The organism is Pseudoprimorskyibacter insulae, from assembly GCF_900302505.1.
Lineage (GTDB): Bacteria > Pseudomonadota > Alphaproteobacteria > Rhodobacterales > Rhodobacteraceae > Pseudoprimorskyibacter > Pseudoprimorskyibacter insulae.
The window spans coordinates 20,595-39,583 of sequence record NZ_OMOJ01000012.1 but is presented as its reverse complement, the minus strand read 5'-3'; the positions used below and the strand labels follow the sequence as shown (position 1 = coordinate 39,583).

19 protein-coding genes are annotated in these 18,989 nt (G+C 60.3%); 5 read left to right on the top strand and 14 right to left on the bottom strand.

What is annotated here, in order from left to right:
* The first annotated feature begins 2 nt into the window (after positions 1 to 2).
* The 4 genes from mgtE to PRI8871_RS17290 are packed head-to-tail and all read left to right on the top strand — an operon-like array spanning position 3 to position 3,821.
* On the top strand, positions 3 to 1,373 hold the full coding sequence (mgtE, locus tag PRI8871_RS17305) for a magnesium transporter (protein WP_219929046.1): 1,371 nt from the start codon (positions 3 to 5) through the stop codon (positions 1,371 to 1,373).
* A complete protein-coding gene (locus tag PRI8871_RS17300; protein WP_108887449.1) occupies positions 1,373 to 1,867 on the top strand; it encodes an ATP-dependent zinc protease family protein in 495 nt (164 codons plus the stop codon). The genes mgtE and PRI8871_RS17300 overlap by 1 nt, the downstream gene beginning before the upstream one ends.
* Entirely contained in the window at positions 1,864 to 2,769 is a 906-nt protein-coding gene (gene rimK / locus PRI8871_RS17295) for a 30S ribosomal protein S6--L-glutamate ligase (RefSeq protein WP_108887448.1), read from the top strand. The genes PRI8871_RS17300 and rimK overlap by 4 nt, the downstream gene beginning before the upstream one ends.
* Positions 2,769 to 3,821: a succinylglutamate desuccinylase/aspartoacylase family protein gene (locus PRI8871_RS17290; RefSeq protein ID WP_108887447.1), complete on the top strand. Its 1,053-nt coding sequence runs from the start codon at positions 2,769 to 2,771 to the stop codon at positions 3,819 to 3,821. Before rimK ends, PRI8871_RS17290 begins: the two co-directional genes overlap by 1 nt.
* A 38-nt stretch (positions 3,822 to 3,859) precedes the next feature.
* Here PRI8871_RS17290 and PRI8871_RS17285 read toward each other — a convergent pair whose 3' ends face one another.
* The 9 genes from PRI8871_RS17285 to PRI8871_RS17245 all read right to left on the bottom strand — a co-directional run bounded on the left by PRI8871_RS17285 (position 3,860) and on the right by PRI8871_RS17245 (position 13,586).
* Positions 3,860 to 4,609 (bottom strand): MipA/OmpV family protein, encoded by a 750-nt coding sequence (locus tag PRI8871_RS17285; RefSeq protein WP_181389511.1) that lies wholly within the window; start codon positions 4,607 to 4,609, stop codon positions 3,860 to 3,862.
* A gap of 1 nt (position 4,610) precedes the next feature.
* Positions 4,611 to 5,156 carry a PqiC family protein gene (locus PRI8871_RS17280; protein WP_108887445.1) on the bottom strand — a complete coding sequence of 182 codons (546 nt, stop codon included), beginning with the start codon at positions 5,154 to 5,156 and terminating at the stop codon, positions 4,611 to 4,613.
* A gap of 2 nt (positions 5,157 to 5,158) precedes the next feature.
* Entirely contained in the window at positions 5,159 to 7,498 is a 2,340-nt protein-coding gene (locus PRI8871_RS17275; protein WP_108887444.1) for a PqiB family protein, read from the bottom strand.
* Positions 7,491 to 8,132 carry a paraquat-inducible protein A gene (locus PRI8871_RS17270; RefSeq protein ID WP_108887443.1) on the bottom strand — a complete coding sequence of 214 codons (642 nt, stop codon included), beginning with the start codon at positions 8,130 to 8,132 and terminating at the stop codon, positions 7,491 to 7,493. The genes PRI8871_RS17275 and PRI8871_RS17270 overlap by 8 nt, the downstream gene beginning before the upstream one ends.
* A complete protein-coding gene (locus PRI8871_RS17265) occupies positions 8,102 to 8,713 on the bottom strand; it encodes a paraquat-inducible protein A (protein ID WP_245897937.1) in 612 nt (203 codons plus the stop codon). Before PRI8871_RS17265 ends, PRI8871_RS17270 begins: the two co-directional genes overlap by 31 nt.
* The gene (locus tag PRI8871_RS19830) at positions 8,710 to 10,134 is read right to left on the bottom strand and encodes a mechanosensitive ion channel family protein (protein ID WP_219929045.1); all 1,425 of its coding nucleotides are present in this window, start codon (positions 10,132 to 10,134) and stop codon (positions 8,710 to 8,712) included. The genes PRI8871_RS17265 and PRI8871_RS19830 overlap by 4 nt, the downstream gene beginning before the upstream one ends.
* 93 nt (positions 10,135 to 10,227) lie before the next feature.
* Complete coding sequence (locus PRI8871_RS17255) at positions 10,228 to 10,677, bottom strand: M14 family metallopeptidase (protein ID WP_108887442.1); 450 nt, start codon at positions 10,675 to 10,677, stop codon at positions 10,228 to 10,230.
* 248 nt (positions 10,678 to 10,925) lie between these two features.
* Positions 10,926 to 12,236, bottom strand: coding sequence for an NAD(P)/FAD-dependent oxidoreductase (locus PRI8871_RS17250; protein ID WP_108887441.1), 1,311 nt, complete (start codon positions 12,234 to 12,236; stop codon positions 10,926 to 10,928).
* Positions 12,237 to 13,586: a glutamine synthetase family protein gene (locus tag PRI8871_RS17245; protein ID WP_108887440.1), complete on the bottom strand. Its 1,350-nt coding sequence runs from the start codon at positions 13,584 to 13,586 to the stop codon at positions 12,237 to 12,239.
* 94 nt (positions 13,587 to 13,680) lie between these two features.
* On the opposite strand from PRI8871_RS17245, the gene PRI8871_RS17240 reads away from it, so the two are divergent.
* Positions 13,681 to 14,355: a GntR family transcriptional regulator gene (locus tag PRI8871_RS17240; RefSeq protein WP_245897935.1), complete on the top strand. Its 675-nt coding sequence runs from the start codon at positions 13,681 to 13,683 to the stop codon at positions 14,353 to 14,355.
* 8 nt (positions 14,356 to 14,363) lie between these two features.
* Here PRI8871_RS17240 and PRI8871_RS17235 read toward each other — a convergent pair whose 3' ends face one another.
* The 5 genes from PRI8871_RS17235 to PRI8871_RS17215 form a co-directional block, all read right to left on the bottom strand.
* Complete coding sequence (locus PRI8871_RS17235) at positions 14,364 to 15,170, bottom strand: ABC transporter substrate-binding protein (RefSeq protein WP_108887438.1); 807 nt, start codon at positions 15,168 to 15,170, stop codon at positions 14,364 to 14,366.
* Entirely contained in the window at positions 15,167 to 15,871 is a 705-nt protein-coding gene (locus PRI8871_RS17230) for an ATP-binding cassette domain-containing protein (RefSeq protein WP_108887437.1), read from the bottom strand. Before PRI8871_RS17230 ends, PRI8871_RS17235 begins: the two co-directional genes overlap by 4 nt.
* Positions 15,872 to 15,876: 5 nt before the next feature.
* On the bottom strand, positions 15,877 to 16,581 hold the full coding sequence (locus tag PRI8871_RS17225) for an ABC transporter permease (protein ID WP_108887436.1): 705 nt from the start codon (positions 16,579 to 16,581) through the stop codon (positions 15,877 to 15,879).
* A 232-nt stretch (positions 16,582 to 16,813) separates the two neighbouring features.
* Complete coding sequence (locus PRI8871_RS17220) at positions 16,814 to 17,779, bottom strand: ParB/RepB/Spo0J family partition protein (RefSeq protein ID WP_108887435.1); 966 nt, start codon at positions 17,777 to 17,779, stop codon at positions 16,814 to 16,816.
* Positions 17,776 to 18,978 (bottom strand): AAA family ATPase, encoded by a 1,203-nt coding sequence (locus PRI8871_RS17215; RefSeq protein ID WP_108887434.1) that lies wholly within the window; start codon positions 18,976 to 18,978, stop codon positions 17,776 to 17,778. Before PRI8871_RS17215 ends, PRI8871_RS17220 begins: the two co-directional genes overlap by 4 nt.
* Between the last annotated feature and the right edge of the window lie 11 nt (positions 18,979 to 18,989).

Sequence of the window (18,989 nt, the reverse complement as noted above, 5' to 3'; positions counted from 1 at the left end):
AATTGGAACAAGACATCGAGACCCTTGAAGCCCCAGATCGGTCACAGGCAATTCTTGGGGCGGTTCAGTCATCTGATGCGGAACTGCTCACAGAAATTCTGGATCCGCTGTCCCATAGCGAAGCCCTGCGCGAACTGCTGACCTTGCATGTCGACGACCGGTCGCGCGTGCTCGAACTGGTGCCGGCCGAAATGGCCGCCATCCTGATCGAAGAGGCCCCCAATGAGGTGGCCGTCGAACTGGTCGAAATGCTGGAGTCGAACCGCGCCGCCGAGATCCTTGAGGAACTGGACTCGGACATTCAGGCTGACGTGATTGGCGAATTGGACGACGCAGACGCCGAGGCCATTCTGAATGAGATGGACGAGGAAGACGCCGACGACGTGCGCCGCCTTGCCCAGTATGACGACAATACCGCCGGCGGCCTGATGATGGTCGAAATGCTGCGGTTCCTTGATACGGACACCGTGGGCAAGGTTCTGCGCTGGGTCGCTTCGGATGATGAGGAATTTGAACGCTATCGCGGTCAGCACCCCTATGTCGTCAACGAAGAGGGCCGCCCGGTTGGCGTGGTGTCCCTGCGCGGCCTGCTGACGGCCAAACGCAGCGCCCTGCTGCCAACCATTATGGTCGAACCGCTGACCGTGCCGGTGGATATGCCGCTGCCCGATCTGGAAGACGTCTTTGACAAGCATCCGTTCCTGGGCATTCCGGTTGTGGATGAAACCGGAATTCTGGTGGGTGTCGTATCCCGTACCGCCGTGTCCGACGCCGTGCTGGAACGGTCCGAAACCGAAAGCCTGAAACGTCAGGGCCTTGTGGGGGACGAACTGCGCTCAATGCCGCTGTGGCTTCGATCGCGCCGCCGTCTCGCGTGGCTGTCGGCGAATATTGTGCTGAACGTTGTCGCGGCCTCGGTCATCTCGGCCTATGAGGAAACGCTTGCCGCCGTCATCGCGCTGGCGGTCTTCCTGCCGATGGTCTCGGACATGAGCGGCTGTTCCGGCAACCAAGCCGTGGGCGTCACCATGCGCGAACTGAGCCTTGGGCTCGTGCGGCCGATGGACGCGATGCGCGTCTGGATGAAAGAGGTGTCGGTCGGTCTGATCAACGGCGTGGCGCTTGGCCTGCTGATTGGCATCGTCGCTTGGATCTGGAAGGGCAATCCGGCCTTGGGTCTGGTCATTGGTTCGGCGCTGGCGCTGAACACCGTTCTGGCCGTATCGATCGGCGGCGTGGTGCCTTTGCTGCTCAAACGTCTTGGCCAAGACCCCGCCGCCGCCAGCGGCCCGTTGCTGACCACAATCACCGATATGGCCGGCTTCTTCTTTGTTCTTAGCTTTGCATCGCTGATGATGCCCTGGTTGGTCTAATGCCTGTTAAACACGCCCCGCAGAAACCCCGGTCCATCGGGCAGGTGTCGGTCATCGGCTGGATGGAATATGTCACCCTGCCCGAGTTGCATATCGACCCGATCAAAGCCAAAATCGACACCGGCGCACGCACAACTGCGTTGCATGCCACCGATATTGAAGCCTTTGAAAAAGGTGGCAAGCCTTGGGTGCGGTTTCGGGTTGTGGATGAACACAACGCCCCCGGCCCCCTGCGCGAAGCCCCCGTTCACGAAGAACGCGCCATCAAGAACACATCGGGCGTGCCCGAAGACCGATATGTGATCCGAACCAAGGCCCGTTTCGGGGCCAAAACATGGGTCATAGATTTGTCACTTGCCGATCGGACCAACATGACGTTTCCCATGATCGTCGGTCGGACGGCGTTAAAGAATCACGCGATCGCCGTTCACACAAAACGCGCTTTCCTACTATCCGCCCGCACCGACCAGCGCCGCAGAAAGGACACCAAATGAAAATCGCCATGCTTGCCCGCAACGCGAACCTGTATTCCCACAAGCGTCTGAAAGAAGCCGCTGAGGAACGTGGGCACGAATTGCACATCATTGATACCCTGCGGTGCTATATGAACATCGCCGCACGTCGCCCCGAAATTTACTATCAGGGCGAAAAGCTAACGGGCTTTGACGCGGTGATCCCGCGCATCGGGGCCTCGGTCACGTTCTACGGAACCGCCGTGCTCCGCCAGTTCGAGATGATGGGCGTCTACCCCTTGAACGAAAGCGTCGCCATTGGACGGTCGCGCGATAAACTGCGGTCGATGCAATTGCTGGCGCGCGACGGCATTGGCCTGCCCGTCACCACCTTTGCCCATGATCCCAAGCAAACCGAAGAAGTGCTGAAACTGGCAGGCGGTGCGCCGCTGGTCATCAAGCTGCTGGAAGGAACGCAGGGCATCGGTGTGGTTCTGGCCGATACCGACCGGTCCGCGAAATCCGTGATCGAAGCGTTCCGCGGCGCGGGTGTGAACATCATGGTCCAAGAGTTCATCAAAGAGGCAGGTGGCACCGACATCCGCGCCATCGTCGTGGGCGGTAAGGTTGTTGCCGCAATGAAACGCACCGGGGCCGAAGGCGAATTCCGGTCGAACCTGCACCGGGGCGGCTCGGCCCAGGTGGTCAAGTTGACCGCCGAGGAACGCGCAACCGCCATTCGTGCGGCCAAGTCGATGGGTTTGAATGCCTGCGGCGTGGACATGCTGCGCGCCAACCATGGGCCGGTGATTATGGAGGTGAACTCCTCTCCGGGTCTGGAAGGCGTCGAAAAAGCCACTGGCCTCGATATTGCTGGCAAGATGATCGAGTATCTGGAAAAGAACGCGACCCCCGGTAAGACCCGCACCAAGGGCAAAGGTTGATGCCCAAGACGACGCCGCGCCCGGCGTTTCAGCTTGGCCGCCACAAGATCGCGGCGGGCGAACGGAAAACCGTAAACCTGCCCGTCAGCGTTCTGTCAGACCACACGCCCGTCACCATGTCGGCGCATGTGGTCCACGGCAAACGCCCCGGCCCGGTGATCTTTGTCAGCGGCGGCGTGCACGGCGATGAGGTGATCGGCGTTGAGATCGTGCGCCGCTTGCTGCGCGCGACCAACCTGAACGCCCTGCGCGGCACGCTGATCGCCATTCCCATCGTCAACACCTACGGGTTTCTAAACCATTCGCGATATCTGCCCGACCGGCGCGACCTGAACCGCGTCTTTCCGGGCAGCGCGACGGGATCGCTCGCGGGGCGTTTGGCCGATCTGTTCACCAACGAAATCGTGGCCAAGTCCGATCTGGGGATCGACTTGCATTCCGCGGCGATTCACCGGACGAACTATCCGCAGGTGCGTATTTCGCCCGACAACCCCCGGACCGAGGAACTGGCAAAGGTGTTCGGCGCGCCCATCGTCATGCGCTCGCCCCTGCGTGAAGGATCGCTACGGCAAACGGCGCAGGATCTGGGCAAGGATGTGCTGCTATATGAATCCGGCGAAGGGCTGCGGTTCGATGAATTGTCGGTGCGGGCCGGTTTGGCAGGCATTCTGCGGGTCATGCGTCATTTGGATATGATCTCATCCAAGGGGGTTTCGAAACCCAAGGCCGCCCCGCAATTCTGCCCATCGTCCAAATGGCTGCGTGCGCCGATGGGCGGGCTGTTGCGGCTCTATAAGGCCGATGGGGAATTGGTCCGCGAAGGCGATCTGATGGCCACCGTGTCCGACCCGTTCGGCGAACAGGAAAAGGACATCCGCGCCCCGTTCGACGGCATCGTTGTGGGCCGCGCCGTTATGCCGATTGTCAACGAAGGCGATGCCCTGTTCCACTTGGGCCGCGTGGCTTCGGTTGTCAGGGCGGAGAATGCTGTCGAAGGGTTGAACGCCCAATTGGGCGATGACCCGATGTTCGACGAAGACGAAATCATCTGACAAAGGATGGCCCGCCCGATCAAGGCGGGCCATTTGCTTTAGAATGCGATGCGCAGTGCCCGGCTTAGGACCACAGACACCGATCCCTGCTTGTCGGTCTGTACAATCGGGCTTTTGGCGGCATCGCCGCGCAGCACGTCGTAATCCGCACCGAAGGTGACACGCCAAACTGGGCTGATGTCATAATTGGCCTTGAGCGACACGCCCGTCGACACCAGCCCGGCGCCGCCCGAATAGGCGGCAAAGCTGCTGGTCAGGGCCGAGGCCGCGCTGACGTTGAAATAGGTGTTCATATAATCCGCCGAGCCATAAAGCGCGCGCGGCCCAAAGGTCACGGTCAGCTTGTCCGATACCGGCAGCTTCAGATCCGCGCCCAGTTCGGCAACCTGCCCGTGATGTCCGCCCAGACCCTGGCGCAGATCGGCGAAGGCACGCCAGTTCTTGGCCTCATAGCCGATGCCAAGTCCCAGCTCCAACGCCGGATCAATATCAGGCAGGCCCGCCAGCTCGGGCGAGTCCGAGGCCCGGCGTGCGCCGACAAAGCGGAAACCACCGCGCAGGCCAAAGCCCGTTTTCTCAACCCGGCCATCATAGGCCATTTTGCCGAACGACAACTCGTTCACCTGCAAACGGCCCGTGGGACCGGCAACCATTTTCTTGGCACCGAAATAGGCCGGGCCATACTTGACCCCAAGGCCCGCGTGCACATCGACAACGGTTTCGGCATGGACGGCCCCGGCGCAGGCAAGGCCAGCGGCAAGGGCGACAAACTTCAATTTCTGTAGCATTTTACAGGTCCTTCGCAATGCGTTCCGCCAGCTGGCGCCAAGCTGCATCATGCGCTTGGGCAACGCCGTTCTGGTCGGTCGCGGAAACAGGTACAGTGATCGAGAAGGGCTTGATCTGCCCTGCCCCGGATTCAAAGCCAACGGCATATTGCCCCGTCAGCAGCAGGCCAGCCCCGGCCTGAACCAACATCTGTTCAACCCGGACGCTCAACTCAGCATCGGGGAACCCGCGCAGCGGCCAGGGTGAAGCGGCGATCTGCCGGCCCGTGATGGCGGTCAGGTTGCGCACCAAGGCGTTGGTCATCGCGCGTTCGGGTTCATCCGCCCAAATGGAATCCTCCAACGACGTGACAGACCCGTCGGCGTTTTGCAGGGCGATCTTGTCTTCCTTGGCATAGGCCGGAAGCGAAACTTCTTTGATTTCCACCGACCGCGCGGTGGTGCGGACGGTCATGGTTGAGGTTTCAGGCGCAACGACGACGCGGGCAGGATCCCCCGCACAGCCCCAAAGGGCGGTTGCAATCAAAAGGGCAGCAATGGGTTTCATATCTATCGTCCCGTAATCAGAGAATTGGGATTGCGTTCGATGGTGCGCGCCAGGGATCGGAACGCTTCGGCCGCGCGGGCCACTTCGTTGATGGCGTTCTGAGCATCCCGGTTCAGGCGCGACTCAGGCCCGTATCCCGCGATTGTCTGCTCCAACGCGCCGGCCACACGGTTCAGGCGTGCGACCACGTCCGGCACTTGCACCGTCGCGGTTTCGATGGCCTCCATCGTGCTTTGCGCAGATTTCAGCGTTGCATTCAGGCTATCGACAACGCCGCCTTCGCGCAATGCAGTCAGGCTGGTTTCAAGTTCGACCAGAGTGTTGCGCAGGGCGACGGGAATGTCTTCGATCCCCGGTGCCGATAGCACAGCCTCGCCGCGGTTCAGCAGACGGTCCAGCGATTGCACAACCGTTTCGATCGGCAGATCCTTGATCGAGGCGACCACCGCGCTTGCGTCATTGACCAGCGTCGGCACATCGGCGGTGGCGCTGCGCAGATCCAACAAAAGGCCATCGGCATTCGTTGCGGCAGCGCTGAGTTCGGCCACCAGACCGCTTTGCTCCAAATCAGCAAGGATCTGCTGCAAGGACGCCATCGACGCCGCCGCATCCGGGCCGACGGTCTTCAAGCTCGGGTCGGTCACAACATCGGACAGGGCGGCCACAGCAGCCGAGGCATCGCTGACCAGTTCCTGCAATTGCAGGGCCGCCAGTTGCGCGGTGATCTGCTCCATATCATCGGCAATCGCAGGCAGCTTGCCCGAGAAGGCGTCAATGTTGGTCATGATGCTGTCAGAGCGTTCGAGCGCGCCCAGGAACGTGTCTAGGCCGGTGCTGGACTCGATCCGGCCAACAAGGGCCTGAACGTCCGATGCGGCGGTCTGAAGGTCTTGGATGGCCTTGCGCGTCGCGCCCGAGGCGATGACCTCACGCGTGTCGACTAGCAGACCATTGGCATTGGCCGGGATTTCCCGGGCTTCGGGGCTGGCCACGAAGGCGGTAATGCCGTCCAAGGTGCCGATGGCTGAGTTCATCAGCTCTTCGATCGGCAAGCTGTTGATCCGGCCAATCAACCCGTCCACCGTCTGCGAAGCGTCTTTCAGGTTTGACTCGCCGCTTGGCACAAGCGGCAGATCGGTCACATTGGTCACCAGTTCCGCCGGGGCGACGTCGTCGAAGTCGACCAGTTCCAGAACAACCGTCTGACCAAGCAACCCTTCGGAGGCCAAACGCGCCCGCAGGCCATTTGCCACACGGCTTTTCAAGCCGTCCATATGCAGGGCAGAGTCGTCCCCAAGCCCCAGCTTCGATGGCGATACAGCAAATTCGACCAGCAGTTTCACCTTGCGGGTTTCGGGATCGACATAGCCGTTCAGGTCTGTGACCTCGCCCACCTTGGCGCCTTGAAAGCGGACATTCCCGCCTACGGTCAGCCCGCCCTGATGGTTGTCTAGCAGTACCGACAGACGCAGGTTTTCCGCGCTATCGCCGTCAAAGACGTTTTCGCGGGCATGTTCTTCGGTGTCGTAGATGTCGAACACATGGCCCGGCAGGACCGCATCTCCGCCCGCCACCATGGTGCCAAAGCTGATGCCGCCTTCAACCAGTGCGGCAAGGCTCTCAACATCAACCGAAAGCCCCCCTGCCCCGACATTCAGCGAAATGCCCGAAATGTCCCAAAACCGGGTGTTGGTGGTCAGGCGCTGGTCGTGCGGCGCTTCGATAAAGGCCTCAACCGTGACGGTTGATCCGGTGTCCGACAGCTTGGGTTCGCCCAAGCGGCCCACCTCAATCCCGTTAAACATCACCGGCGCGCCATTGGACAGTTGCGTGTCGCCGCGCGAACGCAGCACCACGACGGACCCGTTGTCACCATGGGTGACAAGCGGCGGCGTTTTGCGGGCGACGAAATGCTGGACCTTTTCGCCCGGCGTCGCATCCCAGTTGCCTTGGATATAAACGCCCGACAGGACCGTGTTCAGACCCGAAACCCCACGCGCCGAAACGCGCGGTTCCACCAGCCAGAATTCGGCGGACTCGTCCACGTAGTCGGCGATTTTCTTGTCCAGACGGATATGCGCCTCAATGGCGGTCAAGCCGGGGGCAAAGCTCATGTCTTCGACGATGCCGACCTGAAGATCGCGGAACCGGACGACGGTCTGGCCCTTTTCAATGCCCGACGCCGCCTGAAACGAAACCGAAATCAACGGGCCTTTTTCGGCATAGTTCTTGGCAACAACGGCAACGGCCACGACCACCGCCAGAACCGGCATCAGCCAGACCAGCGACAGGCGCTTGCGCTTTGGGGCGCTGACCGGCGTGGCAAGTTGGCTTTCATCCATGGAAGGATCCTTTCTCAAGCCGGTCCCAGATCAGACGAGAGTCGAAGCTTTGGGCCGACAGCATTGTGAAAACGACAGAGAGCGCAAAGCAAACGGCCGCAATTCCGGGGTTGATCGTCGCCAAGACATCGAACTGCACCAACGCAGTCAGGATGGCCACGACAAAGACGTCGATCATCGACCAACGTCCGATAAATTCGACCACCTCATACAGAAGGTGGAGCCTGTGCGGATCGCTTTTGTGCGGCCTGCTCATCAGGTAGGCCAGATAGGCAATCACGATGAACTTGCCGATCGGGATCACCACGCTGGCAAAGAACACGATGAAAGCAATGCCATAGGCATGGTGATGGATCAGATCACTGACACCGCCGACGATGGTGCTTTCGGTCGTGTGGAACATCTGCGTTGTGCGCAGCATCGGATACAGGTTCGCCGGAACATAGGCGATCAGACCCGCGAGCAACCACGCCCAAACCTTTTGCAGGCTCTGGTCGTCGCGACTTTGCAACCCGGCACCACAGCGCGGGCAATGCGCTTGATCCATCGGCAACAGCAGCCCGCAATAGGTACACCCGACCATTCCCGCTTCGCGGGCCGTAGTCAGGCTTTGTTGTTGGCCAGCGCGGTCCATAACGTATTCCTGCACATGAGCGTATCTTTAAGGGCGGCCACCACCACCACCCCGACGAAGGCCCAGAAGGCTGGACCCATATGAAGCGTTGCCATCCCCGCCAGCTTGACCAGCGCAACCGCGACGCCGACCATGAAAATCTCGGCCATGGCCCAGGGTTTCAGCCGGATCGCAACACGCAGCGCGGCATTTGCACCGGGCGCGTTGGGGCGATGCAGGACCACGGGCGCGAGAGCATAGATCAGCAGCCCGAACCGCAACAAGGGCAGCACGATGATGAAGCCCATCACCGCCAGCGACAAAGGCATCATGATCCCGGTCGAGAACCCCATCACCGCGTCATAAACCGTGGCCGAGTTGCTGAACTGGCCCGCCTCCAGATCAAGGAACGGCAGGAACACCACCATGCCCATCAGCACAACCGACGTCAGTGCCAGCCCCACCACGCGGGTGATGGCCTCGGACTGGCCAAGGGTCAGCCGGTAACCGCAGCGGGCGCAGCGCGTTTCCCCATCCGCCAGTTCTGGCGGCAAATGGTACATCACGTCGCACACAGGACAGGCGATGTTGTCGCCGCTCAACTCTCAGACTCCTTGCCAGTCACGATAAAGGGCTTGGCCCCCGGTTTCACATGCAGATCTAGCTGCGGGAACGGTATTTCAATGCCGTGCTTGGTCAGGGCCGTTTCCAGCGCCCAGTTGTAATCCGCACGCACCCGCGCCTGCCGTTGAACGGCTTCGGGCTTTAGCCATACGACCAGCTCAAAGTCCAGCGAGCTTGCGCCGAAATTGGTCAGCCACACCTCGGCCGGGCGGGACCCCGGCCCTTTCAGTTCGTGCTCAACCTCGGCGGCGGCCTCAAGCGCGGCTTTGCGCACAAGTTCCTTGTCGCTGCCATAGGCCACGCCAAAGGGAATATGGACCCGGCAGACGCGGTCTTTCAGCGTCCAGTTGACCACTTGGCCGTTCACGAATTCTGAGTTCGGCACCAGAATATCGACGTTGTCATTGGTGGTGATCCGCGTGGCGCGGGTGCTGATTTCCTTGACCTCGCCGCGCACGCCCGACGGAAGTTCGATGTAATCGCCCACCTTGATCGCGCCTTCCATCATCAGGGTCAGACCTGAAAACAGGTTCGCCACGATGGCCTGAAGGCCGATCCCGATCCCGACACCCAACGCACCCGAGAAGACCGCCAGTGCCGTCAGATCAACGCCGACGGCATTGAGCGCCAAAAGCACGGCAACAAACAACGTCAGCAGTTTCACCGTCTGCACGATCAGCGACCGCACCGCCGGGGCAAGGTTTTGCGACCGGTTCAAACGCGCCTGCACAAAGCTGACAAAGGCCCGTGCCAGCCAGATCAGAATGACCAACAGGCCCGAGGCTTTGATGATGTCGTAAAGCGAAATAACGCTGGTGCCCAAGGTCATGCTCATGCCGTCCAGCAGGGCAATCAACGGGTTGAGCAGCCGCATGATGTACAGCGCCGCCAGCACCCAAGCCACGGCTGCAAAGGTCCGGGACCAAGACGGATCACGCACAACGGCGGAGAACAGGTTGATGACGATCCACGCCTGAAGCATCGAGGCGACGATCCGCAAAACCTCGTTTACGACGCCAAGTTCGCGCAGCACCGGAATCGCGATCCAGAGCAGCACCGCCAGCACAAACGGCACGGCGACCCGGTGGACCACATGTTTCAAATTGCCCAGAAAGGGCCGCCCCTGATCGACATTGGGCCAGACCTGTTCGACCAAGGCATGCACCGGGCGGCGCAGGGACCAGCCGACAAAGGCCGCAGCCACCAGAATGGCCAGCGATATAACCCCATCCAGCCCCGAGAATTGCTCAATAAAGCGCTGCGCAACCTGATGACCGTAGTCCAGGAAGGGCGACACGCTTTCGGTGATGTCTTCGGCAAGGCTTTCGACCGTTTCGACGGCGTCTTCAACCGTTTCTACGGCTTCCTCGGTGATGGTTTCGGCTGTCGGATCGGCCATGGTGGGTCCTCCGCAATGTGTCGAACAAATCGACCGCCCCCCTGCCATCCAAGCAGGGCACTGTCGATCATGCAATTGGGCGACTTGGCGCGGTTACTGTTTGACCAGCACGGCGGTTTTCAAATCGAACGCTTTGAACAGGCTTACGCCGCGCCCGTCAATCATCCCAAGCCGGGTGCAAAGACGCATTACGGTGGAAGACCCTTGCGCGGTGCCTTGCGGCGACCCGCGGCCAGTGACGGGCAGATACATCATATCGTCAAAATCATCCTGATCCGGCACAACGCGGCTGCTGAGGACTTTCTTCGGGTCACGCCCGCCGATCCAGATCATGGTCAGCGACCCGCGCAGTTTGGCCAATGCAGGCATGTTCAGAACCCGGTCAAAGACCATCTGCGCGCCAAGACCATCGCCCACCACCAATACGTTCGGCCCCGGACGGGCGCCACGATACACATAGCCCACAGGTTCACCGCTGAATTCCGCCGTCAGAACCTCTAGGTGCTGGGCGTCTTGTTCAAAGTACGTCATCGAAACGGCCATGTGGTGCCTCCTATCAGTGCCCGGCCAAAAGACATGGTTCGGGCGTCACGTATATTTGAAATTTGCCGCGACGCCTTCCAAAAGGGAAATTCAAAATAATAATCGTTGAACCGAGTTTTGCTTATGGATGTTTTCCCGGCTCCATAAAAACGCCCTGTCCGGTCGGGACAGGGCAACAGCGCTGATTGCCCATGGGCAACCCGGAAGAGAGCGGCGCGGAATGACAAGGGCCAAATCCGCGTCATGACCTAGACCCCGAGCCGGTCGCGCAGTGAATACCACCACGCGCCAACAATGGAATAGGGCACGCGGAGGGCCCGTCCGCCGGGGAAGGGAATCCACGGCAAGCCTGCGAAGACGTCGAACCGGCTCAAATCACCGTCGATTGCCTCTGCAAGGATGCGGCCAAAGGTATGCGAGCCGGTGATCCCGTGGCCCGAATAACCATGGGCGAAGTAGGTGTTCGCGCCGATCCGGCCCATCTGCGGGACACGGCTGAAGGACAGGGCAAAGTTGCCGCTCCAGGCATAGTCGATCTTCACGTCAGACAACTGTGGGAAGACCTTCATCATGTTCTTCCACAGGCTTGCCTTGATGTCCTTGGGATCGGTGCCCGAATAGACCACGCCGCCCCCGAACAGCAGACGCTTGTCCGCAGACATGCGGTAGTAGTCCAGGATATAGCGCACGTCCTCGATACAAGTGTCCGACGGCATCAGCGCCGCCGCCCGTTCCGCGCCAAGCGGTTCCGTCGCCATAACCTGCGTCGAGACAGGCATGACGCGCCATTCCAAGGTTGGCACCACATGGCCCAGATAGGCGTTGCCGCAGAGGACCAGCGTTTTGCAGGTGATCTGACCTTCGGGTGTATAGATCACCGGGCGTTCGGCATCGGTATCAACACGGGTGACGGGCGACATTTCATAGATCGTGCCGCCCAACTTTTCGACCGCCGCCGCCTGCCCCAAGGCAAGGTTCAGCGGGTGCATATGCCCGCCCGTGACATCCAGCATCCCGCCGACATATGCGTCGGTGGTCACGTGTTGGCGCATCTCATCGCGGGTGAGCATCCGGTAGTTGTTTAGCCCGTGGCTTTCCCAGACCGCCTTGGTGTGCTCCAGCTCTTTCATGTGGCGCGGGGTCATGGCGGCAAAGACGTTGCCGTCTTTCAGGTCGCACTGAATGTCATAGGTCTTGATCCGCTCGCGGATGATCTCTCCGCCTTCCTGGACCAGACCAGCCACGAACTTGGCGGTATCCGCCCCGTAGCGCTTACCGATTGTATCCAGACTGGCGTTCAGCCCGTTTACGATCTGACCACCGTTGCGGCCCGACGCGCCCCAACCAATCCGCGCACCTTCGACCACCGTGACGGAATAGCCCTTTTCGGCCAGATGCAGCGCGGTGGACAGGCCAGAATAACCCGCACCAACGACACAGATTTCGGCCTCATGCGCGCCTTTGACAGCAGGGCGCAGCGGGGCCGGATTGGCAGACGCGGCATAGTAGCTGCCCACATGCTGGCCCGTGCCGGCATAGGGATGCGAATTGGCGGACATTCAGACAGCCTCCAGATAGCTGTGGTATTCAAAATCGGTCACTTGGCGGGTAAAGCGGCGCAGTTCCTGCTGCTTGCACTGCACGAACATGCGTTTCAAGCGCTTGGAAAAGATCCCGTCCACATTTGGTCCCTTGGCAAAGGCGTCAATCGAAGACGCCCAGTCCAGCGGAAGTTGGTCCAGATCGAGTGAGTAGGCATCGCCCACGATGGGCTCTGGCGCGGTCCAGTTGTTTTCAATGCCCAGCAAAGCCCCGCCCAGAATTGACGCCAGAACCAGATAGGGGTTGGCATCCGCCCCGGCAACCCGGTGTTCAATCCGCCGCGCCTTATGCGACCCGCCGGGAATGCGGATGGCCGCTGTGCGGTTTTCATAGCCCCAAGCCACGGATGACGGCGCATGCGCCCCCGGCAACAACCGCCGGAACGAGTTTTCGTGCGGCGCGAAGACCAACGCGTTTTCCTGCATGGTGCGGATCAGCCCGGCGACAGCAGACCGCATCATCGTCGTGCCTTCTTGGCCGCCATCGTCGAAGACGTTGTTACCATCCTTATCGATCAACGAAAAATGCACATGCATACCCGACCCGGCGCGGTCACCGTATGGTTTGGCCATGAAGGTCGCGGCCAAGGCATGTTTGCGGGCGATCCCGCGCACCAGGCGTTTGAACAAAACAGCATCGTCGGCAGCCTTCAGAGGGTCCGCGACATGCATCAGGTTGATTTCAAACTGCCCTGCCCCGTTTTCGGAAATCGCGGCATCAGCGGGAATGTCCTGTGCATGGCAGGCGTCATAGATCTCATTCAACAGGGCGTCGAAGTGCTGAAGTTCATCCAGCGACAGCGCACCATCGGAATCCAAGCGCTTGCCCGTGACCGGCGACAAGGGCGGTTGCGGCGCGGCTTCAGACGGATCAACGACGTAGAACTCAAGCTCTGTCGCGACGACAGGCGTTAGGCCCAGATCGGCATAGCGTTGCACGATTGATTCAAGCGCGCGGCGCGGGTCGCCGTCGAAGGGTTTCCCATCCTCTTGCCGCATCCAAAGCTGGGCAAAGGCCGCCGGGCGCGACGTCCAGTTCACCAAACTGAGGGGCCGTCCGGTGAATTCGCATATGCCATCGGCATCGCCGGTATCAAAGACCAGATCGTTGCCTTCGATGTCTTCGCCCCAGATGTCCATGCTCAGCAAAGACAGCGGCATGCGAAGCTTGCCCTCGACCACTTTGTCCAGTTGTTCAATCGGAAGTCGCTTGCCCCGCATCACACCGTTCAGGTCGCAGATGCAGGCAAAGACGGTTTCAACTTCGTTATCGGCGTCGAAGCCTGCCGCGACGGAGGTGTCAATCATGGGCCACTCATAATGTGATATCATTTTGTATAATGTGATACTATTTCCCCTTGAGTCAAGCAGCGCTTCGCGTCATCTTCGCGCAATGACAAAAATGCGGATTCCCGAGACCCCCCGGTCTGAGGACATGACAACGCAGGACTATGCCTACCACCGCCTTCGAAACGCGGTGATTGTGGGGGCTATTCCCCCGGGCACGTCGCTGACCTTTCGCGGTATCGCGCTGGAATTCGGACTTAGCCCAACGCCGGTGCGCGAAGCCATTCGCCGCCTCAGCACAGAAAACGCCATCGAAGTCTTAGAAAACCGCCGCCTGCGCGTGCCCGAGATGACCGCCGGGCGATTGGATGAACTTTTGGAATTGCGCGTATCGCTCGAATGTCACGCCGCCAAGCGCGCCCTGCCCCATCTGACAGACCTTCAGATCGACGAATTGCAGGCGCTTGACGATGATATGGATCGGTCTTTGGCCGCAGGCGACCTGGACGCCCTGACGCGGACCAACCAGACGTTTCACCGGTCGCTTTATTCGGCAAACCCGGACCAAGCCGCCGTACCTTTGGTCGAGTCTATCTGGCTGCAACTGGGCCCGTTCCTGCGGCAAGTGCTGCACCGGATTGACCAAGATGGCGCGGATTATCACAAGGCAATTCTGTCGGCGCTGCGCGCCCGCGATGCCGAAGCATTAACCCGTGCCTTGGAACAGGACATTCGCAACGGATCGATTCAGGCAGGGCGCGTTCTGCTGGATACGCCCCCTGCCCCTTGATATATGGCTTACTGCTGTGCGTTGAACACGAATAGCGTTTCGCCGTTGATCGTGTAACCGTCGATCAGCTCTTTCGCGCGGTCCGAGGTCAGCCACTCTTCTAGCGAGATCGCCAGATCATGCTTCACATGGGGGTGCTTTTCGGGGTTCACGGGCAGATAGGCGTATTGGTTGAACAGCACCGGATCGCCAGCATAAAGCAACGCCAGATCACCCTTGTTGCCAAAGTTCAGCCAGCTGGCACGGTCGGACAGGATGTAGCCATTCATCCCCGATGCGGTGTTCAGCGCCGCGCCCATGCCCGCACCAACGGCGTTATACCAGCCACCAAAGGTCGCCACATCCAACCCGGCGGATGACCAAAGGCTCAGTTCTTTCTTGTGCGTCCCGCTGTCATCGCCGCGGCTGACAAAGGCGGCCTCAGCGGCGGCGATGTCCTGCAGCGCCTCGGCGGCAGAGCCGTCGTCGGCAATGCCTGCCGGGTCAGCTTTGGGGCCAATCACGACAAAGTCGTTGTACATGATTTCACGGCGATGCGTGCCATAACCGCCTTCAAGGAACTTCATCTCAGCGCCCTTGGAGTGCACGAGGATCGCGTCCACGTCGCCAGCCTCGCCCAGCTTGATTGCTTGTCCCGTCCCAACGACCAGCAGTTGCACTTCCAAATCCAGATCTTCCTGAATGGCCGGCAGAAGAACCTCGGCCAGACCCGAGTTATGGAACGAGGTGGTGACCGCCATGCGCATCACGTCCCCGGCCTGTGCAATGGTGCCCACCGCAATGGAGGCCCCTGCCAAAAATAGTGCTTTGATCATTCGACAATGTCCCCCTTCAGGAATGCCTTGGCCTGTGCTGTTTCAGGCTCATCGAAAAACTGCTTGGCATCGGCCACTTCGTGCACCTTGCCACGCAATAGAAATACAACCGTGTCAGCCAAGCGGCGCGCCTGTCCCATGTCATGGGTCGACAGGATCAACTTGGTCCCCTGCGCCTTCGCCTCGGTCAGGATCGTTTCAATATCGCGCATGGACCGCCCGTCCAAAGCCGCGCAAGGCTCGTCCAGAAACAACAACTCAGGCGAGGATATCAGCGCCCGCCCCAGCGCCAGTTTCTGCTGCTCGCCCCCCGAGAGCACTGGCGCAGGGCGGTTCAGTAGCCCGGCCAATCCCACGCGCGCCGCCCAGTCCCGAGCCTTCGCGTGCGCGGCCTTTTTCGGCTCGCCCTTGATGCGCAGCGGATAGGCGAGGTTCTCCTCCACCGTCCGGCGCAACATCACCGGCGACTGGAACACAAAGGCTTGGGCGCGATGCGCCAGTTCGGTGTCGCACGCCCAATCAATGCGCCCAGTGCTAAGCCGTGCCGCCCCGTGCAACAGCCGCAGTAGCGTGGTCTTGCCCGATCCATTGGGGCCGATCACGACGCAGGTGCCGCCCCCGTCGAGCGTTAGGTCAACAGGACCAACGAGCGTTTGCCCCTGACGGCGTGCGGTCGCCCCAGAGAGCGTTACGGGAAACATCTGTGTCACCAGCGGCCCTCCCGCTCGGTTCGGCCCAGCCAGTGGATGCCAAGGTTAACCGTGATCGCAAGGCCGATCAGCACAAACCCGAGCGCCAGCGCCAGCGCGAAGTCACCCTTGCCTGTTTCTAGCGCGATGGCTGTGGTCAAAACGCGTGTGGCGTGGTCGATGTTGCCGCCAACGATCATGATCGCGCCGACCTCACCGATGGCGCGGCCAAACCCGGCCAGAGCCGCGGTCAACAAGGCCCGCCGCGCGTCCCAGATCAGCGTCTGCATTTTCTGGCGCTGGCTGACGTTCATCGAAATCAGCAGGTCGTGATATTCCTGCCAAAGGTCCCGAATGGACTGATGCGCGATCGAAGCGATCAACGGCACAATGATGATCACCTGCGCGATGACCATCGCGGTTGGCGTAAACAGCAACCCCAAGGCCCCAAGCGGACCGGACCGCGACAGCACCACATAGACCACCAGCCCCACGACAACCGGCGGCAGGCCCATCAATGCGTTCAGCAGAGCGATCACCGGACGGCGGAACCGAAACCGCTTGACCGCCAGAAACGCGGCCATCGGCATCGCAATCGCAGATGCCACAACCAATGCACCAAGCGTCACTTGCAGTGACCTCAGCGCAATTTCCACTAGTTCGGAATCAAGCGTGACGACCAGCCAAAAGGCTTGCGTCAAACCGCTCCACAGATCGCCCATGGTATCGTCGTCCTCCCTGCGGGGACGGTCCACACTTCACCGCGCTCTGTCCAGCCGGGAAAGTCAGCTTGGCCCGCGTTTGCGTCATCGTGACTATCGGTTTTTTTGCGCTGCGTTTCCGGAGGGACATTTTGTCCATTATCCGCGCGGGGCAAAAAATTGCCCGTGGGCAATTACTACCCACGGGCCTTTGTCTTGTAGAATTGCCCACGGGCAATTTTCTAGATTTCAACTACCGAGTCGTCAAAAAGGCCTCGACGGCGGCGCGCAATTCTCTCTCAGGAATGTCGGCGGAAAACTCCATCACAACCTTGCGACCGCGCTTTCGAAGACTGACCCCATCCTCCGAGTCTGCCTTGCCGTCAACTGCCACCCGAGCAGGCTTCCCAGCCTTCACCAAACGGCGAACCACAGCCAAGCCATCGACATAACCGCCCTGGCCATCGGCCGCCTTCGCCTGCGTTTCGGCGATCTTCCGCGCCTCGGCCAAAACCAAAGGCGCTGTGTCCGGGTCCGAGAGCAGCGGCTTCAAATCCCGCGCATTGCGTTCTTTGATGTCCCGAATGGAAGGGAAGGCGCGGACAACTTCGGACGGCAATTTCGCCAGTTGCAGGTAACGGCTGAGCCAGGGCTGAGACACTTCCAACCGTTCAGCCATCGCCTTTTGGCGGCCGCCATAATACCTCTCAACCGCATCGGCATAGTCCATCGCGCGTTCATAATCACTGATGTCTTCGCGGTCACGGTTTTCGATATCAGCCAGCCGGAACGCTTCTTCATCGCTCAGATCGCGCACTTCGATTAGATACTTGAACTGTGTGTAATTGTTCCAAGCCAGCCAGCTGACCGCGAAATGCCGCCGCGCCCCACAGATCACTTCATAGTCAAAAGCCGGGTCACTGGATGGGCGCACGATTGCCGGGAATTCCTGCCGCCCCTGAGAGCGGATGCCATCAATCAAATCGCGGCAATTGTCTTCGGTCAGAAGGGCGTAGTCGCGATTGTGCCTGTCCCACATACGGCAACGTCCGGGATCGACCCAACGCAGCGTCTTTTCCTCCAGCTCACCAGACATACGTTCGCTGATCGCGGTCGAGCGCTTGAGGAACCGCGCACCGGCCCGTTCACCGCCAGCCGGGGCAGGGGCATCAAGCCCGCTTAGAACATCGTCGAAAATTGCGTCGTGTTTGCGGGTCACAGAAGCCCCTCCTTGCGCAATGCGGCGTGATGCGATGGCCAGGTTTTACGGATCAAAATCTCAATCTCTCTGCCCACCGCATCCAAATAGGCCCGGCACCGTTTGTGCGTATCCGTCCGTGTCGCCGCCCCGGTCAGTTCATAAACCGTGGCCAGATTGGCCGTGGCGTTGTCAATCTCGGCGCTGTCTTTGATGACGGCCTGAATCATGTCCATCGGAAAGACCGCATCCATCATCCGCTTGATCGCGACATGCGCCGATTTCGTGTCGTTCATCTTGGTCGCCAAGATCTTAACAAAGGCGTAATCCCGTTCGCCGCCAGCGCGGGCCAATTCGTTCAGCGTGGCGCCAAGCATTTTCAGGAAATGCGCGGTTGAGCCGAAATCGATGTTGTTCGGCGGGGCAGGGATCACCAATGCCTCAGCTGCACGCAACACCGACAGGGACAGCATCCCAAGCGCCGGCGGCGGGTCCAGCAGAATGACGTCAAAGCGGTCTTTGATTGTCTCAATCCCATAGCGCAGACGGTCCAGCACAAAAGCCTGATCGCGGGCCATACGTGCGGCAAACTCATACTCGGCGTCATACAGGCCAAGGTTCGCCGGAATCAGCGCGATGTTCGGCCAATAGGTCGCTCGCAGCGCAAAGGACAGGTCCGACGGGCCGCCGTGGCGGAAGAAGGGGTAAAGCGTGTCTTCTTCTTCGTCCACGTCCACATCGGGGTTCAGACCGAACATCGACGTGGTCGAGGCTTGACTATCACAATCGATGACACAGACCCGGTAACCCTTCAGCGCCAGATACTGCGCCAAATGACAAACCATTGTCGACTTGCCAACGCCGCCTTTGAAGTTCTGAACGGCGAGAACCATTGCCGGATCGGAATCCGCCCGGTAGGGCAGGGTGCCAAAGACGCTGCGCATGCGGTTCACATCCGTCAGGCTATAGCCCGTGCGGCGGCCCGTTTCTGGATCTTTCTCAGGCTCAGGCAAACGGCCATCTGCCTCGGCGTCGCGGATCAATTTATCACTGCGACCGACCATCTCAGCGGCGCGGCGGACGTTGAACCGAAGCTCTAGCTGCTTTTCATGGCCCGGCGCATACAGCCGATCTCGCAGCCGCGCGATGACGGTCGAGGCACGGGTTGCCAGCTGATCGAGTTCGGCCAAAGTTACGGGGGGTAGGGCAGACTGCTCCATTTCCATCCTCT

Bases quoted from the DNA above. Each gene is read 5' to 3' on its own strand.
- rimK (WP_108887448.1), top strand. From the start codon at position 1,864: ATGAAAATCGCCATGCTTGCCCGCAACGCGAACCTGTATTCCCACAAG.
- PRI8871_RS17290 (WP_108887447.1), top strand. From the start codon at position 2,769: ATGCCCAAGACGACGCCGCGCCCGGCGTTTCAGCTTGGCCGCCACAAG.
- PRI8871_RS17285 (WP_181389511.1), bottom strand. From the start codon at position 4,609: ATGCTACAGAAATTGAAGTTTGTCGCCCTTGCCGCTGGCCTTGCCTGC.
- PRI8871_RS17270 (WP_108887443.1), bottom strand. From the start codon at position 8,132: ATGGACCGCGCTGGCCAACAACAAAGCCTGACTACGGCCCGCGAAGCG.
- PRI8871_RS17230 (WP_108887437.1), bottom strand. From the start codon at position 15,871: ATGTTTCCCGTAACGCTCTCTGGGGCGACCGCACGCCGTCAGGGGCAA.
- PRI8871_RS19830 (WP_219929045.1), bottom strand. From the start codon at position 10,134: ATGGCCGATCCGACAGCCGAAACCATCACCGAGGAAGCCGTAGAAACG.
- PRI8871_RS17225 (WP_108887436.1), bottom strand. From the start codon at position 16,581: ATGGGCGATCTGTGGAGCGGTTTGACGCAAGCCTTTTGGCTGGTCGTC.
- PRI8871_RS17245 (WP_108887440.1), bottom strand. From the start codon at position 13,586: ATGATTGACACCTCCGTCGCGGCAGGCTTCGACGCCGATAACGAAGTT.
- PRI8871_RS17215 (WP_108887434.1), bottom strand. From the start codon at position 18,978: ATGGAGCAGTCTGCCCTACCCCCCGTAACTTTGGCCGAACTCGATCAG.
- PRI8871_RS17275 (WP_108887444.1), bottom strand. From the start codon at position 7,498: ATGGATGAAAGCCAACTTGCCACGCCGGTCAGCGCCCCAAAGCGCAAG.
- PRI8871_RS17235 (WP_108887438.1), bottom strand. From the start codon at position 15,170: ATGATCAAAGCACTATTTTTGGCAGGGGCCTCCATTGCGGTGGGCACC.
- PRI8871_RS17280 (WP_108887445.1), bottom strand. From the start codon at position 5,156: ATGAAACCCATTGCTGCCCTTTTGATTGCAACCGCCCTTTGGGGCTGT.
- PRI8871_RS17300 (WP_108887449.1), top strand. From the start codon at position 1,373: ATGCCTGTTAAACACGCCCCGCAGAAACCCCGGTCCATCGGGCAGGTG.
- PRI8871_RS17255 (WP_108887442.1), bottom strand. From the start codon at position 10,677: ATGGCCGTTTCGATGACGTACTTTGAACAAGACGCCCAGCACCTAGAG.
- PRI8871_RS17250 (WP_108887441.1), bottom strand. From the start codon at position 12,236: ATGTCCGCCAATTCGCATCCCTATGCCGGCACGGGCCAGCATGTGGGC.
- PRI8871_RS17240 (WP_245897935.1), top strand. From the start codon at position 13,681: ATGCGGATTCCCGAGACCCCCCGGTCTGAGGACATGACAACGCAGGAC.